Annotated in this window: 14 protein-coding genes; 6 read left to right on the plus strand and 8 right to left on the minus strand. The window is 58.2% G+C overall.

All coding sequences use genetic code 11. From position 1 onward, the window contains the following. Window positions 1-30: 30 nt before the first annotated feature. The 3 genes from L1C91_RS07025 to L1C91_RS07035 are packed head-to-tail and all read right to left on the minus strand — an operon-like array spanning window position 31 to window position 5,237. Entirely contained in the window at window positions 31-1,464 is a 1,434-nt protein-coding gene (locus tag L1C91_RS07025) for a PH domain-containing protein (RefSeq protein ID WP_234858635.1), read from the minus strand. Beyond that, window positions 1,464-1,979, minus strand: a complete 516-nt coding sequence (locus L1C91_RS07030; protein WP_234858636.1) for a PH domain-containing protein — start codon at window positions 1,977-1,979, stop codon at window positions 1,464-1,466. The genes L1C91_RS07025 and L1C91_RS07030 overlap by 1 nt, the downstream gene beginning before the upstream one ends. Window positions 1,980-2,000: 21 nt before the next feature. After that, entirely contained in the window at window positions 2,001-5,237 is a 3,237-nt protein-coding gene (locus L1C91_RS07035) for an error-prone DNA polymerase (RefSeq protein ID WP_234858637.1), read from the minus strand. 147 nt (window positions 5,238-5,384) lie between these two features. Between L1C91_RS07035 and L1C91_RS07040 the strand changes: the two genes are divergently transcribed. From L1C91_RS07040 to L1C91_RS07055, 4 genes are read left to right on the plus strand one after another with little or no spacing between them, the layout of a single operon-like run. After that, on the plus strand, window positions 5,385-6,254 hold the full coding sequence (locus L1C91_RS07040) for a MetQ/NlpA family ABC transporter substrate-binding protein (RefSeq protein ID WP_234858638.1): 870 nt from the start codon (window positions 5,385-5,387) through the stop codon (window positions 6,252-6,254). A 1-nt stretch (window position 6,255) separates the two neighbouring features. Beyond that, on the plus strand, window positions 6,256-7,122 hold the full coding sequence (locus L1C91_RS07045; protein ID WP_234858639.1) for a MetQ/NlpA family ABC transporter substrate-binding protein: 867 nt from the start codon (window positions 6,256-6,258) through the stop codon (window positions 7,120-7,122). A 23-nt stretch (window positions 7,123-7,145) separates the two neighbouring features. Next, window positions 7,146-8,168, plus strand: a complete 1,023-nt coding sequence (locus tag L1C91_RS07050; RefSeq protein WP_046203794.1) for a methionine ABC transporter ATP-binding protein — start codon at window positions 7,146-7,148, stop codon at window positions 8,166-8,168. Next, on the plus strand, window positions 8,165-8,842 hold the full coding sequence (locus L1C91_RS07055) for a methionine ABC transporter permease (RefSeq protein ID WP_046203793.1): 678 nt from the start codon (window positions 8,165-8,167) through the stop codon (window positions 8,840-8,842). Before L1C91_RS07050 ends, L1C91_RS07055 begins: the two co-directional genes overlap by 4 nt. Here L1C91_RS07055 and L1C91_RS07060 read toward each other — a convergent pair. Next, the gene (locus L1C91_RS07060) at window positions 8,829-9,734 is read right to left on the minus strand and encodes a sucrase ferredoxin (protein WP_046203792.1); all 906 of its coding nucleotides are present in this window, start codon (window positions 9,732-9,734) and stop codon (window positions 8,829-8,831) included. The two genes, L1C91_RS07055 and L1C91_RS07060, sit on opposite strands and share 14 nt — an antisense overlap. 136 nt (window positions 9,735-9,870) lie before the next feature. Here L1C91_RS07060 and L1C91_RS07065 point away from each other — a divergent pair, with 136 nt between their 5' ends. Next, window positions 9,871-10,479: an AMIN-like domain-containing (lipo)protein gene (locus L1C91_RS07065; protein WP_052726940.1), complete on the plus strand. Its 609-nt coding sequence runs from the start codon at window positions 9,871-9,873 to the stop codon at window positions 10,477-10,479. A 10-nt stretch (window positions 10,480-10,489) separates the two neighbouring features. Here L1C91_RS07065 and L1C91_RS07070 read toward each other — a convergent pair whose 3' ends face one another. From L1C91_RS07070 to L1C91_RS07085, 4 genes are all read right to left on the minus strand, one after another. Continuing rightward, the gene (locus L1C91_RS07070) at window positions 10,490-11,995 is read right to left on the minus strand and encodes a DNA polymerase Y family protein (RefSeq protein ID WP_234858640.1); all 1,506 of its coding nucleotides are present in this window, start codon (window positions 11,993-11,995) and stop codon (window positions 10,490-10,492) included. After that, on the minus strand, window positions 11,967-12,725 hold the full coding sequence (locus L1C91_RS07075) for a hypothetical protein (protein WP_234858641.1): 759 nt from the start codon (window positions 12,723-12,725) through the stop codon (window positions 11,967-11,969). Before L1C91_RS07075 ends, L1C91_RS07070 begins: the two co-directional genes overlap by 29 nt. 66 nt (window positions 12,726-12,791) lie before the next feature. Further along, on the minus strand, window positions 12,792-13,472 hold the full coding sequence (locus tag L1C91_RS07080) for a response regulator (RefSeq protein WP_234858642.1): 681 nt from the start codon (window positions 13,470-13,472) through the stop codon (window positions 12,792-12,794). A 5-nt stretch (window positions 13,473-13,477) separates the two neighbouring features. Then, entirely contained in the window at window positions 13,478-14,614 is a 1,137-nt protein-coding gene (locus L1C91_RS07085; RefSeq protein WP_234858643.1) for an ATP-binding protein, read from the minus strand. Window positions 14,615-14,699: 85 nt separating this feature from the next. Here L1C91_RS07085 and L1C91_RS07090 point away from each other — a divergent pair, with 85 nt between their 5' ends. Continuing rightward, window positions 14,700-16,319, plus strand: coding sequence for a PspC domain-containing protein (locus L1C91_RS07090; RefSeq protein WP_234858644.1), 1,620 nt, complete (start codon window positions 14,700-14,702; stop codon window positions 16,317-16,319). The last annotated feature ends 40 nt before the right edge of the window (window positions 16,320-16,359 follow it).

A 16,359-nucleotide genomic window follows, 5' to 3' on the forward strand; every position in this document is an offset into this window, starting at 1 on the left:
ATTGAATATTTTGTTTAAATTTTTACCCAATTAGGGGGAGGCAAGCTGATCTAAGCAACGCCCACGCATCACTGTGGCAATACCAACGGCATCCTCCCACAGCAGGTCATCCACCTCGAAGGAGGTTGGCCCCTTCACCAAATCGAAGCGGACAGTCCCGATCCCGAGTACCCGGCTCACCGGCCCTCGCGTCACACTCACCTCTTGAACATCGGCGGGCTTCACAATGCTAATCTTGCGCCGCAACCAGCCCTTATACAGCACAGATGCCGCATCCTCACCACCGAAAACCAGCCTTGAAACCCGCGCATGCACCGGCCCGAATCTCCGCGCAACCGGCGGGCACTGATAGACCCCCACTGCGCCACGGCGCATAAAGCCACCTGCCTGTTCAGCTCCACCGTCACCAGAGCCTAAGTAGTCCTCATCAGCAACGCGGGGCGGAGGCGTCGGCTCCACCCGCACACCGGGCGCCACCAAACCCAAGACGTCGACCACGTCGTCCCACTGCCCAACAGGCAGAACCACCGGGGCGTCATCAAGCACCCCGTAGCCGGCGACAGAAACCTCCACGCGCCACCAGCCGAGCAGCCGCCACAGCACAGGCTGAGTAATCTGCACACCACGAATCTTGTCCAGGCGCACATTCTTGCTGGTCCGGGTACTCAAACCGTACTCAACAGCTAAAGCAGGCCGCCCATCCACCCGCGCCACGCGATAGCGATACAGCCATGAACCATTGACGATCTTCCACCCAGCGCCCGCCACCATCGACACCGCAGCAAAAGCTGACACCCACTGCCCCACCGCGAAGGAAACGATCAGCCACACAGCGCCCACCACAGTGGACAGGGTGCAGGCGGCAGCGATCAACGAACGCTTCATCGGAATCACGGCAGCGTCAGCAGTGGGAGCAGAGTCAGCAGTGGAAGCGTCAATCGCAACATCGGTGGTGGCAGCGGCCGTCGCAGCGTCAATATGTGTGTCTGCGGTGACACCCAAAATCTCCCGCTTCAACGCATCAGCATCCGCGCGAGTCAAATACTTAATCTCCAGCCGGGTATCCTCCCCGCCCGCGGTTTCCACATGCACCGCAGCCAGACCGAACAACCTAGCAAGCAGCGGTTCCACAATATCGATCGCCTGGATCCTGTCGTAGCGAGCAACCCGTTGTTCCTTCGACAGCACACCAAACTTCAACACAATCTCTTCCCCATCGAGACTGTAGCCACGTGCCCGCCACCAAATGTCCGACAACAGCCACGCCACACAAGCAACCACAATCGCAGCCACCAAAGCAACCGCAGCCATTGCCACCTGATGGGATCCCACAAGTGAACTGCTCTGCACAGCCACCGCGGCGTCAACAATCCCACGACGCCCCTGTGTAATCGCAAAAAATGCCAGCGCAACAAATAACTGCCACGCCTCAATCAACGGGGTAACGCGCGCAACCTTACGCATCACATACCACTCATTCGTGTCTTCGCCTTCTGCGACACACGCCGCCGCAACTCCTCCGCCTCCTGCGCAGGCAAACCGGGAATTTTCGTGATGCTCTTCGTGCTGGCGGTATTCAAACTCACGTTGGCCAAACCATAACGCGAATCGATCGGGCCCGAATCAATATCAATATATTGAATCCGCCCATAAGGAACGATGGTTGTCGTATGCCACAACTTACCGCGGGAAATAAACAGATCGTTCTCCCCCTCAGCCCACCCAATGCAACGCACCTGATGCGGAATCAACCACAACTGCCACCCAGCATTCACCCCAGCTAGAGCTGCCGCAATCCACCACCACGGGCTATGCAGCACCGCCGCAGCCAGCGCAGCAACAAACGCAACCACATACACAGGCATCCGCGCTAAAAGACGCGCCTTAATCAAACTATCCGACACCGGACGCAACTGCTGCCCCACCGCACCCATAGCGTCGAAAGCGACGGCAGGTCCCGCGACGTCATTGTTATCCATGCAGACCTTTATACATAAGCATCAACGGAAATCTCGACTACCTCGACTAAGTGATTCTGCATGCAAAGGAGCCAACGCATCAGCGTCGATACTGACCGCACCAGAGGCATTACGCACAATCCCCCGGACCATCAAGGTCTTCACGCTGCCCGCCACATGGGCATAGCGCCGCCACACACCCGGACTGAGAACAACGTTGATCAAACCTGTCTCGTCTTCCATGCCCAGAAACGTCACACCACCAGCAGTTCTAGGGCGCTGCCGGTGGGTAACAACCCCCGCAACCCATGTGCGCGTGCCATCCTCCACAGCCATCAAGTTATCTGCACTGATGACGCCGCGTGCGTCCAACGCCTCACGCAACAACTCCATCGGCTGCTTGTCTGGTGTCACCCCGGTGCTCGCAATATCTGCACTGAGCAGCTCCAACTCGCTCATCCCGGGCAACGCAGGGGCATGAATAATGTCGATCCCCGGAAGCATCCCCGGATTGTGCGTCGCAGCCACCCCTGCCTCCCACAACGCCTGACGCCGCGTCAGACCAAAGCACGCAAACGCCCCCGCCCGCGCCAAGGATTCCGCCTGCGCCACGCTCAACCCGGCGCGCGACGCGACGTCAGCAATCGAGCTAAAAGGGCCGTCCTGTGCGGCGCCCTCAATCCTTTGCGCAGCCCGAGAACCCACCCCCTTGATACTGCCCAAACCTAGGCGGATAGCGCCATTTTCCACCCGCGCCTGATCAGCAGAGGCCTGCACGCACACGGGCAAAACCTTGACGCCGTGACGCCTGGCATCGCTAATGAGCGACTGCGGCGAATAGAAACCCATCGGTTGGGCGCGCAACAGTGCCACGCAAAACTCCGCAGGGTAATACAGCTTGAACCAGGCAGAATAAAACACCAATGAAGCGAAGGATTGCGAGTGAGACTCGGGGAAACCATAGGAGGCGAAGGCCACCATTTTGTTCCACAGAACCTCAGCTGTGGCGCCCTCGATGCCTTGGGCAGTTTTCAGCCCTTCGAAAAAGCGCTGCTTGAGGGCGTTCATGCGCTCGGGCGAACGCTTCGAACCCATTGCTCGGCGCAGACTGTCGGCCTCTGCCCCGCTAAAACCCGCGGCGTCTTTGGCTATCTGCATGAGTTGTTCCTGAAACAGCGGCACGCCGAGGGTTTTTTCCAAAGCAGGTTTCAGGCACGGATGGTCGTAGGTAACTGGCTCCAAACCATTGCGCCGACGAATATAGGGGTGCACCGAGCCGCCTTGGATGGGACCTGGGCGGATCAAGGCAACCTCGACCACCAGATCGAAAAAAGTGCGCGGCTTTAACCGTGGCAGTGTGTTGAGTTGCGCCCGGGACTCCACTTGGAACACGCCCACTGCGTCTGCCCGTGACAGCATTTCGTAGACCTTTGGGTCTTGGCAGTCGATCTGCCACAGCTCGATCGTCCTATTGTGTTGCTCTTGGACTAGGTCGATAGCGTGATGCAGGGCTTCGAGCATCCCTAGGCCCAGGAGGTCGAATTTCACTAAGCCGGCTGCGGCGCAGTCGTCTTTGTCCCATTGGATGACGCTTCGCCCTTTCTTGCGCGCCCATTCCACTGGAACGATCTCTGCAATGGGGCGGTCGCAGATCACCATTCCGCCCGAGTGAATGCCCAGGTGTCGTGGGCTCGACTTCAACTGTTGGGCGAGTTCGAGCACGCGTTCGGGCGGCTGACTTGCTGCCTGCCCTGAGGCCCACGCATCGCATACTCCTTGGGGGTAGCCGAGTGCGCGGGCGGCGTCACGTATAGCTCCTTTGGTGCGGTAGGTGATGACGTTGGCGACCTGCGCTGCGTTGTTGCGACCGTAGCGTTGGTAGACGTATTGGATGACTTCTTCGCGGCGGCCGGATTCGAAATCGATGTCGATGTCGGGTGGGCCATCGCGCTCTGCGGACAGGAAGCGCTCAAACAGCAGCTTGTTTGCGATGGGTTCCACGTTGGTGATGCCCAGGCAAAAGCACACGACTGAATTGGCGGCGCTGCCCCTGCCTTGGCACAAGATGGTGTTGCGTCTGGCGAATTCGGTGAGGTCGTGAACGATAAGGAAGTATCCCGGGAATCCCAATTGTTCAATGACGTCGAGTTCATGCACTGCCTGCAGCCATGCTGCGCGCGCAACGTCCGCAGGCGCGCCACCATAGCGGCGTCTCCACCCTTTTTCGCATAGTTGGCGCAACCAGGAGATTTCCGTAGTACCTTCTGGCACGGGAAAGGGGGGTAGATGCGCGGTGGCTAGGTCTAGCTCGAAGGTGCAGCGCTCCGCGACTTCTATTGTGGCGGCCACTGCATCCGCACAATCTGGGTACCGTCGGAGGATGGATGCGCCGCTTTTGATCCACGTGGCACCCAGAGGGTGCAACTGCCCTTGAGCAGCGCCCAAGTGTTGCTTATTGTGGAGTGCTTGTTTTGCTGCTGCAACCCGGGCGTCCCCTTTGGTTGCTGCCCGCGGGCGAGTACTGATGATGCATCGCGCCCCGGTTGCACGCAAGCGCACGTGGTGATCGTAATCATCGGCTTGCCCAGTTGCCGGAAGTTCTGCAAACACGTTGTCGTGGCCGAAGGCAGCGAGAATCCTTGTGATGAGTTCCTCATCGTGCGAGGCGTCTACCAGGACAATCCAATGGCCTTGGGCGATATCCGCTAGCTCCTCAACACTCGGATAGCAGCGTTGTCCTTTGGAGCCTGCAGCCAACGCGGCGTCACTAATTGTCCGCGATAGTCGCCTGTAGCCTTCCGACCCAGTGACCACTACGGGAAGGATGATACTTGGGCTCAGGGTGAGTTCGGCGCCGAAGATGGTGCCGACGCTTGTCTGCGCCGCGGCTTCTGCACATTGCACAGCGCTGTAGAGCCCATCGCGTTCTAATAGGGCGAGTGCGTTCAGGCTGCTCGCTTGTGCAGCCCGGACCATGTCTGCCGGGGAGCTCGCCCCGATGAGAAAGCTGTAGTTACTGCTGGCGTGGAGTTCCGCGAAGGGTACCGCCGATTGCGCAGCTGTACCATGCTGTTCAATACCACCTTCGCACTCTTCAGCGATCCTACTTGCGCCCTTTTCCTTTAAAGACAGCACATTCCGGGCAGGTTTCAAGGTTCCTACCGTGCCAGAATCGAGCAGGCTAGACAGGCTTGACCAGGGCAAAGGTGAACCTTTAGAGTCGGCCGGCCCCAGAAAACCTGCGCCGTTCCAACCATACCCCGGGTCGAACGTAGACATGCGAACATAATAGCGAAAATAGAACAGTCGGGCAATTTTTTCGCACATCTAAAACAATTTTTAGACCGAGCTGTACACTTTTGCGATCTGCTGCTAAGCTACCCGACGAAACTAGAAAGCTCTGTCTATTAAATTTGAGGAGACACCATGTCCCACCACAACATCCGCCGCATCGGTGCACTAGCCCTCGCCGGCGCACTGTCTTTGAGCCTCGCAGCATGCTCAAATGCCAACGACGGCGACACCATTAAGATCGGCACCACCGATGGTTCCAAGAAGGCTTGGGAAGTCTTCGAAAGCAAGGCCAAAGATGAAGGCATCAACCTTGAGGTCGTCGACTTCTCCGACTACACCACACCCAACAAGGCTTTGTCGGAAGGCAACATCGACGTAAACCTCTTCCAGCACCTGAAATTCCTAGCCCAGTACAACGTAGGCGAAAACGACACCCTGGTTCCCGTCGGTTCGACCGAGATCGTCCCCCTCGCACTGTTCTGGAAGGATCACGACTCCCTCGACGGCATCGAAGGTCAGTCGGTCGTTATCCCCTCTGACGCGACCAACCAGGGCCGCGCAATCAACGTGCTGGTCCAAGCAGGGCTTGTCACCCTGAAGGAAAACGGCCTGGTCACCCCCAACCCTTCCGACATTGACCCGGCCAAGTCCAAGGTCACCGTCACCCCCGTCGATGCCGCCCAGACCCCGGTCGCCTACGGCGAAGGCCGCCCGGCCATCATCAACAACTCCTTCCTCGACCGCGCGGGCATCGACCCCAAGTCCTCCGTGTTCCAGGATGATCCTTCCTCCGAAGAAGCCGAGCCCTACATCAACGCCTTCGTCACCCGCGAAGAGGACCAGGACAACGAAAACATCGCCAAGCTGGTCGAAATCTGGCAGAGCCCCGAGGTCACCGAAGCTGTGGCTGAGGACTCCCGCGGCACCTCCGTCCCCGTCAAGCGTTCCAAGGAAGACCTGAAGAAGATCCTCGAGCGCATCGAGAATAGCGAGCGTAACTAACATGACTAACACCACTATCCGCCGTTTTGGCCGCATCACCGGCCTCGTAGCAGCAGCAGCCATCAGCGTTTCTACCTTGGCTGCGTGCTCCCATGACGACCAAGATCTGAAGCTGCGCGTCGGCACCACTGAAGCGTCCTCCAAGGCGTGGGAAGTTATCGAGCAGCAAGCAGACGCCGCTGGCCTGGATCTTGAAGTAGTCGATTTCAGCGACTACTCCACACCCAACAAGGCATTGTCCGAGGGAACCATCGACGCCAACGCCTTCCAGCATTTGAAGTTCCTCGCCCAGTACAACAAGGGCGAAAACGATAACCTCGTGCCGGTGGCCTCCACCTACATTGTCCCCCTGTCGGTGTTCTGGAAGGGCCACGATTCCATCGACGGCATCGAGGGCGAAACCATCGCTATTCCCTCCGATCCGACCAACCAGGCTCGTGCGATCAACGTTCTCGCCACCGCTGGTCTGCTAAAGCTCAAAGAAGAAGGCTTGATCACCCCCAACCCTTCTGATATTGACGAAGCAGCGTCAAAGGTGAAGATCAATCCAATCGCCCCTGAGCAAACCACCGTTGCATATGGTGAGGGCAAGCCTGCTGTCATCAACAACAACTTCCTGGGCCGCGCCGGAATTGACCCAGCGAGCGCAGCGTACAAGGATAACCCCACTGGTGAAACCTCGGATCCGTACATCAACGTCATCGCCACCCGCGAAGAAAACCAAGATGATCCGGCCATCCAGAAGTTCATCGAGATCTACCACACCCCCGAGGTCGCTGAGGCTCAGGCTGAAGACACCAACGGAACCTCCATCCGAGTCAACCGCCCCAAGGCTGAGCTCATAGAAATCCTCAAGAAGCTTTCTTAAAAACCCAGCTAGATTGGACCACCATGGCGACAGGAACGCGCGTAGAATTTCGCGACCTGACCAAAGTTTTTGACACCAAGGGCGGCAGCGTCACTGCGCTCGACAACATCAACCTGTCTGTCGAGCCGGGCGAAGTCATTGGCATTATCGGCTACTCTGGCGCCGGCAAATCCACCCTTGTCCGTATGATCAACGGCCTTGAAACCCCCACCAGTGGGCAGGTTCTGGTCGGCGAAACCAACATTGTTGGTATGCCGGAAAAGAAGCTGCGCGATGTTCGACGAGGCATCGGCATGATTTTCCAGCAATTTAATTTGCTGACGTCGCGTACAGCTGCGGGAAACATTGAATACCCCTTGCAGCTTGCCGGAATGCCGAAGCGTGAACGCCAGGCTCGGGTCAATGAGCTCCTGGAGTTCGTTGGTCTGAGCGATCGCGGTAACAACTACCCGGAGCAGCTGTCGGGTGGCCAGAAGCAGCGCGTCGGCATTGCCCGAGCGCTAGCGACAAATCCGCAGCTTCTGTTGGCGGACGAGGCCACCAGCGCCCTCGACCCTGACACCACCCAGGAGGTGCTCAAGCTTCTGCGAAAGGTCAACAAGGAGCTTGGCATCACCATCGTAGTCATCACTCACGAAATGGATGTGGTGCGTTCCATCGCCGACAAAGTCGCCGTGATGGAGGATGGCCGCGTGGTGGAGTTCGGTTCGGTCTACGACGTCTTTTCCGCGCCGAAAACGGACGTGGCGCAGCGCTTTGTCGCGACGTCATTGCGTAACACCCCAGACATGGTTGAGGCCGATGATCTGCTTGCCGGCGAGGGGCGACTGTTTACCGTTAACCTCACCGAGGATTCCGGATTCTTCGCTGCCGCTGCCGCTGCCCGAGAGGCCGGCGCCCGCATCTCCATCGTCCATGGCGGTGTGACTACCCTGCAGCGCCACAGTTTCGGCAAAGTGACCGTTCGTCTGACTGGCGATGAGGATGCTGTGCAGGGGTTCTACGACCGTCTGCGCTCCACCACTGACTGCGAGGAAATCCGATGAACGTCACCTATGTTGCAACCAATTGGGATCGTCTGACTCCCAAACTCGAAGAAGCTATCGTTGACACCCTGTACATGGTTGTCAGCACTCTGATTATTGCCGGCATCATTGGTTTGGGACTGGGTGTGCTGCTGTACACCACGCGTTCGCGCGGAATCTTGTCGAACAAGGGCCTGTACAGCTTGTTGAACGTGGTGGTGAACCTTATTCGCCCAATCCCGTTCATTATTTTGTTGGCGGCTCTTGGCCCGGTCACCCGCGGTGTTGTTGGCACCACCATCGGTACAAACGCTGCCATGTTCGTGATGATTGTGGCCGCATCGTTCGGTATCGCCCGCATCGTGGAACAAAACCTGGTCAGTATTGATCCTGGTGTCATCGAGGCGGCTCGTGCGATGGGTGCAAGCCCGTGGCAGATCATTCGCACGGTGATTATCCCCGAGGCCCTTGGCCCGCTGGTGCTGGGCTACACCTTTGCCTTTATCGCGGTTGTCGATATGTCGGCGATGGCCGGCTATGTCGGCGGCGGCGGTTTGGGTAACTTCGCCATCACCTACGGTTACCAAGCGTTTGACTGGAATGTCACCTGGGTGGCGACCGCTGTGATTATCGTGATCGTGCAGGTTGCTCAGTTGTTCGGCAACTGGTTGTCCAAGAAGATTATGCGCCGCTAACAGCTACCCATGCTCGGCCCTTTTTGGGTTCGTCGCCGCAGGACGTGATGACATTGTTGACGTCGCGTTGCTCCAGGTAGACATCCCAGGTTCGGCCGTCAGGGTGGATGACGCGCCGGAGTGCTTCTCCGGCGCTTTTTTCATGCTCATTGTCGGCTGCTTCGACGATGAGGCTGCCCGGCGCGACGGTTTCGCCTTCGCCGATGAGGGCGTTGGCTACTACTAGTTCTGCGACTTGGCCGGGGGCGTCGAAGCATCCGCGGCCGCGGTTGCCGGGGAGGAATAGTTGGCCTTGGTGGAAGGTTTTGAGCATCTCGATTGCGGGGCCGGATGCTAGGCGGCCGAAGGAGTATCCCCAGGGCAGCAGGATCATGGAGGGGGCGAAGCGGTGGCCTTTGGTGTGGGAGGATTCCCAGACGTCGTCGCCGTAGAAGCAGGTTTGCATGGCGGCGGCTAGTGGGCGGCCTTTGAGGGCGCAGCATTTGTCTCGTTTGCCGTGGGTGCAGACTAAGACGATGGGGTCTTCGGTGGGTTGTGCACCTAGGTGGGTGTTTCGTCCGGGTCCGCTGAGGTCGAGCCGTAGGAGGTCTTCGGGCCCGTCGACGGCCATTTTTTCCATCCATGGTTCGGTGTGTCCGTCGCCGGTGTAGCACAGGTAGAGCCAGCGTTGTTTGCGGTGTTGGCCGCTGCGTCCGGGTTTGCGGATGAGTTGTAGTGATGCTCGCGCGGCCCTTAGGTGGGCGGTGATTTTTTCGTTGAGTTCGTGGCCGAACGCTTCGCCATCGCTAACGTCGCGTCCCCACCCGTGGAGGTGCTCCAGGGCGACGTAGAGGGTGCCGGTTTTTGCGGTTCCGGCTAGCGGTTCTGTGACGTTGGTGGAGCATGTAGTCATGCTCTTACTATAGGCGCCTTGGGGGTGATGCTGGCTGGGTCGAAACTTCACAATTGTCTAACAATCGCGTTACAACCTGTGCAGAATGGCCCTATGGGCTCCCTCCCCTGGCGGCTGCTCGGTTAGGCTTCCGGGTATGTTTCATGTCTCCAGTGCATTCAGCACGCGCCGAGTACGCGCCTTTTCTGGCCTGTGTGTTGCAGGCTTGTTCGTGGGCTTGTCGGCGTGCGGCCAGGCACCGTCAACGACAGACTCCACGACGTTGGATAGCAGCACCGCCGCGTCATCTCCGCAGGCTGGTTTGTTGCCTTTGGGTGAGGCGAACGAAGCTAAGAAGACTCAGTCCGCTGGCGCCCCTGCCCAGTTGGTTGTGACCACCATGCGCACCGGCACCCACGAGGGTTTCGATCGTGTGGTTTTCGAGCTTCAGGGGCAGGGGACTCCGGGCTGGTTTGCTGATTATGTTGATGCTCCGACTCAGCAGGCTAGTGGGCATCCGATTGAGGTGGAGGGCGATACCTTCCTCAATATCAATATCGATGGGACTACTTATCCTTTCGAGTTGGGTATTGAGGATCCTGTGTTGGCGCCGGTTCCTGGCCATGGGCCTGTGGTTCAGCAGGTTGTTAACGGTGGCACTTTTGAGGGGCATAGCCAGTTCATCATTGGTATGAAGGGCAAGCACCCTCATTCCATTGAGCTTCTTGACAATCCCACCCGCGTGGTTGTCGACATCCGCGGCTAGTGGTTGGGGGTTAGTAGGCTCCGCTGAGTATCCACCGGCCGTCTGACCAGGTTAGAAGCAATGCTTGTTCGCTGGTGGCGACGTGTAGGAATGCTCTGCGTGTCGGCGTAGCAGTCCACCATCCGGTGTCTTCTGCCCAGGGCCCCGCCCATGCGGTGACTGCGTGCGTCGTACCTTCTACGATCAGTGCGGCGACTGGTTTGTTCAGTTCGGCCTCAGCGTTGACGATGACTGCTTGTCCTGTGGAATCGACGACATCCACGTGTTTGCTTAAGATGCGTGAAGGGTGGGGTCCGGGGATCGCTCCCACCCAGGGAGTGGTCGTGGATTCGTCTTCTAGTGGTCGGTCTCCGTAGGGGAGGAACTCGACGCGTTGCGTGGGGCAACGTCCGTCTGCGGCGTGGGCAATCATCACTTGTTCGGCACCCCATTGGGCTTGCGCGGTTGCGATGGCCCTGGCGACAGCGCTGTCGTCCGCGGCGTCATCGTCTAGCACGCTTCGTGTGCTGGGGGTGTGCATGCTTAGTGGGATGAGTTCGATGCCGCGAAGGGGGCCGCTGACCCATCCAGCGAGCTGCCAGCGGACGCGTTCCGCGGTTGCGGCTTCTGTCAGTGCGTCACGGGTGCGCCAGACGCGTTCGTGCATGTCGTCGTGGTTGCTGTAGGCGCGGATTTTTACGCGGTCGCAGACCACACCGGCTGCTGCAAGTTTCTCGTGTAACTGTGCGGCTAGTGTTCTGGCGATAAATGCGGCCTCGTCTACGCGAGTAATTGGCAATTCTGGTTCCACGAACACCGCGAGTTCCTCTTGTTTTTCTTGGGTGATGACGTCGCGTTGTGCTCTGGCTGTTGCGATCTCGTAGGCCTCTATGCCTGCCGCGCCGAAACGCGAGGCAATGTCGCCGATGCTTGTGCGCCCAAGTTCGACGAACTGCCCTAGTGTTCGTATTCCCATCTCGATCAGCAGTCCTGGTAGTTCGGTGCCTTCCTCGTAGCAGGCGTGCAGTACCCCTACTGGTTGCTGCGCTAGGAAGTCTGCGCAGCCGCCCGGCGGCACGATATGTTGTCGGCGTGCGGCGATGAGTGCGGTGTGCATAGTGTCGGCGATACCGATGAAGCAGTCCACCCCTGCGGATGCGCTGGCGTCGATGAGCATTTGGGCTAGGGTGTCTTCGGGTTGCTTGTAGTAGCGCTGCACCGCATCCATGTTGAGCGCCAGTAGCCCGGGACGTAGCACTTCGCATGTGGCTGCGATGTGGGATAGCGATTGCACGATGGGTTCGAACATGCGCGCCGCCAGGTCGTCGTCGCGGTCGAACACTAATGCCTCGGGTGCTAGTGCCCTGGCGTAGCGTAGCCGCATTGCCCTGCGTATGCCGTGGGCTCGTGCTGCCCCGCAGCAGGCATAAACCGCATGTTGTTGGGCAATGATCACGGGCGTTGAGTGTGCTTCACCGTGTGCACGCCGAACTGCCACGACCGGCCAGTCAGGAAACCACAGCACTGCCGTACGCATAATCTTCCTCCTGCGTGTGCCTAGCGCTGTGCATATTAATGATGGCCCGCCTGTCTTGTTCACCGACTGTAATGACGCCGCGATGCTTGTGGCCGCTGCGTGTCTGCGCGCTGATCGCAATATCAACGCCACGGATACGCCCCATCCCCTGCCCGAGGCCGTGCAGGTGTTGGACGTAGGCATCGATCTCCAGGTCCATGCTGCCCGTCCCAAAAGCAGATGCCTTGCGCATACCGTGCGCTGTGTGCGATACGTGCGAATCGATGAACATCACCGCTGCGGAAGAATCTTTAGAGTTTATTTTCGACCGTAATGCGCGGATAGCGGCGGGGTGAGCGTCGAAGCCACCACAAACAATAAGATCTGCAGATTCAACAAAAAGCTGCACTGCAGTAGTTATAGACCCCGGGTTGGGGATCCACACGATGCGATCCAATCGGCCATGTTCCGCAACGTTCGCAAGGTTAATATCCGGACAAGCAATGAGGACAACCCACCCACCACCAGCACTTATTCGGGTAGCAAGCTCCACTACAAGCGCTGGGCAATCATTAATAATGTTCATGCTGCGGCGCTTCAACTCCACCCCCTCACACAGCGTGGTTACTGCAGGGACAGGGGCGCTCCACTGTGGAACACCGGGCAAACGAGAACGCAGTTGGCTAATGACAGCCTGCTTATCTGCGTGAACCTCCCCCTTGGGGAGGTTCCGAACACTCGTTCCAACCATAAGCACATCATGACACACATGTGTGCGAATAGCAACGCCTGAGTGTTCTACACTTTTAACCTCCCTCTAATCGAGGTCGCGCTCCCTCGCCCACCGCGACAAGGCATAACGATTCGACTGCTGAGTCTTGCGCAAAATATTTGACGCATGCGTCTCCACAGTCTTCACAGAAATGAACAAATCCGACGCAATCTCCTTATACGTATACCCCCGGGCCAAAAGCCTCAACACCTCCAACTCCCGAGGCGTCAATTGGTCCACCAAATCCACATCAGGCTTCAGCGCCTCAGCACCCCCACGAGACTGGTCCACCGACGGATCCGGCTGAGCAAACGCGTCCAACACAAAACCAGCCAAACGAGGAGAAAACACAGCATCTCCCAAATCCACCCGAGCGACAGCCTCCGCGAGCTCCGCACCCCCAACACTCTTCGTCACATACCCCCGAGCCCCCGCACGAATCACCGAAATAACATCCTCAGCAGCATCCGAAACACTCAACGCCAAAAACTGTGGACGCTCCACCGTCCCCGACGCCCGCACACCACGAATAACCCCCACACCACCACCATCAGGCATGTGCACATCCAGCAACACCACATCCGGAGCAGTACGCACAATCCCCTCGACAGCCTCACCAACACAACCGGCCTCCCCCACGATCTCCAGCGAAGCAAAAGCACCCAACTCCGCACGCAAACCAGAACGGAACACCGGGTGATCATCCACCAAAAAGACCTTAACCATGACTGTCACCCTACAACAGGAACACTCAAAGAAACCTCAGTTCCATACCCCGCACCACTTTTCACCAACGCCTTACCCCCAACACCCTCAACCCGACCCACAATCGACTCCGCAACCCCATGACGATCAGCCGCCACCGACGCGACGTCAAAACCTTTCCCCCTATCTCGAACAAAAATCTCCAACCGCGAACCCCGATGCTCCACAAACACATTGATCGACTCCGCATCCGAATGCTTCGCAGCATTCATCATCGCCTCACGCGCAGCCCCCACAGCAGCACTACCAGCAGCATCAGCCACAACATCCTCCCCCACCTTCACCGTATCGATACGCACCCCAAACAAATCCTCAACCTCAGCCACAGCCTGATCAATCGCCAAAAACACAGACTCCTGCTCCACCGGAGAATCAAACAACCAGGCACGCAACTGACGCTCCTGCCCACGCGCCAAACGCGCAACCTCCGCGGCGTCATCACTGCGCTTCTGAATCAGCGCCAACGTCTGCAGCACAGAATCATGCAACTGAGAAGCAATCGCAGCACGCTCATCCTGCGCCGCACGCGCCGTACGCTCCTGCCACAACCGCACCCCCAACGGCAAACTCAACGCCACCATCCCAGCAAACGTCAACGCAGCAGCAACCATACTGCCCACAAACGCCGCGCGGTTCTCCCAATTCGCCAAAATCAACAACAACCCTGCAAACACCAACGCCATCCCAGCGCCCACAGGCACAACAAAACCGCGCTCCTGAAGTCCCCCAGCAGCATCCAAATTCTTATCCCACGCGCGCCACACCAACACAGCCCCCACCGCAATAGCCCCCAAAGGCAACAACGACACCGCGAAATACGTACTCGGAAACACCACAAACAACAGCACCGCCCACACAGCGACGCCAAACAACAATTGCACAGGCTGGGGAACCTTCGACCCCACACCCTGCACCTTCCCCACCGGACGCAATACCCACAAAGCGGCATACAGCAGCACGAACAGAGGCATCACGCCAGAAATCACCGCCACGCACAGGCGCATCAAAAACACATTAACGCCAAACTGGGCGGCGATGCCTGCTGCCACGCCCCCAATAATCCGATCATCGGCGCTGCGCACGAACGCGGGATAAGAACTCATGCTCACAATCCAACCACACCCTGATCTTTAAAAAATCGGGGAAAACCCTGATGTTTTCCTTTCAACCCACGCCGATACTTAAAGCATGAACACCAACAACCCCCAACTGCCGCCCCCTCCCCCGCAGGAGCCGGCACAAAGTTCCCTCAGCGCAGCGTGGTCTACACGCCCCTTCCGCGCCAACAAGAAGGTCGTCGGCGGTGTCTGTGAAGGTATCGGCATCCGCTACCAGATCGACCCCATCCTTATCCGCATCATCTTCATACTCACCACGCTGGTGGGCATCGGCGTAGGGCTGTACGTCCTGTGCTGGTTGCTAATGCCGCGGGAGGGACTGACTGTCAGCCCCGCCGGCGCACTGATCAACTGGAACAAAGACCCGCGTGTCTCGCGTGACCGCGACCTTGCGATCGTCTTGATCGTACTGTCGGCACTGTTCGGGTTCTTCCCCTTCCGCTTCTTCGCCGGGGACATGCCACTGTTTTCCATCGGTGCGATGGTTGCCCTCGTCGGAGTGGCCCTGGTCGCATGGCTTTTGTACATGAAGCAGCCCCAGCCCCCTGCAGGTTTTCCTCCCACTACGGGGCCACGGGCAAACCCGAATCCGCAGGCTTACGGACCACAAACGGCGACTGAACAGTCTTTTTATCAACCTAGCTACGAAACGAGCCCCCTCATGAGCACTCCTCCCTCGAACGACCCTGGTCCTCAAGACCCAAACTTAAATGATCCGGACCAGCAGGCACAGATGCCGGAGCAAAGCGACGCACCAGAGTTCGACAGTGCTGCGCTGGATCCCGTCACCGGAGAAACCTCCGACACATCGTCTGAGCCATACGGCGAGATGTCTGAAGGGTTGCCTGGCACAGAGAGCATGCCTACCGCAACGCCTTACGCTCCCATCACCGCGCCTGTGACAGAGACGAATACTACCGCTCCAACCAGTGTGTTTTTGCGGGTCCTCGGATGGTTCTTCTTCGTCTTTGGCGTGGGTATTGCGCTGCTTGTCTTGGCTACCACGATGCTGCTCGGAGGGGGTGCGGCTGAAACGTTTACGGCTGTGATCTTCGCGATCTCCATCGTTGCGTTCTTCGCGATCTTCACTTTCGCGGCATACGCGCGAGGATGGGCTGCTTTGGGGGCGTTTGTTCTGGCAACGCTCACTGGTATCGCTGGCATGGTGATTGGTATTGGTTCCATCGATCGCGACACCACGATTGTCGCCCAGAGCCAAGAGATCTATGTTCCCGATACTGAATCCTTAGCGGACTACTACGACTTGGGCAATGGTGAAGCTGTGTTGGACCTAAGTGATCTGGAGCCTCTCGATGAACCCCGTCGTATCACGGTCGACGGTGGTGTGGGATCGTTTACCGTGATACTGCCCCACCACGTGCCTGTGACTGTTGAATGCTCCGTGAGAGTGGGTTCCACCTTCTGCCAGGACAATCGATACTTGAATGACATGCTTTCTGGTGAGCGCTTGACCATCGACTTGCATGCACGTATTGGCGAAGTGAACACCAACAACAGCATCGATGGCCCGCCGCTGCAGCCCGGAGAGACCGGAGAGTTCGATGAGGAAGGCAACCCCATCATGGATTCTGACGATGCAGATGCAGCTACCGGTGGTAGTGCAACGCCTATCCCGACTGTGACTGTTACCAAGACGGTTGCTCCCGAGCCTGCGAGTGCTAACAACTAACGGTTAGCTCTTTTTAGCGGGTGGGATGCAAAAGGTGCGC

It is taken from the genome of Corynebacterium argentoratense (assembly GCF_021491455.1).
Lineage (GTDB): Bacteria > Actinomycetota > Actinomycetes > Mycobacteriales > Mycobacteriaceae > Corynebacterium > Corynebacterium argentoratense_A.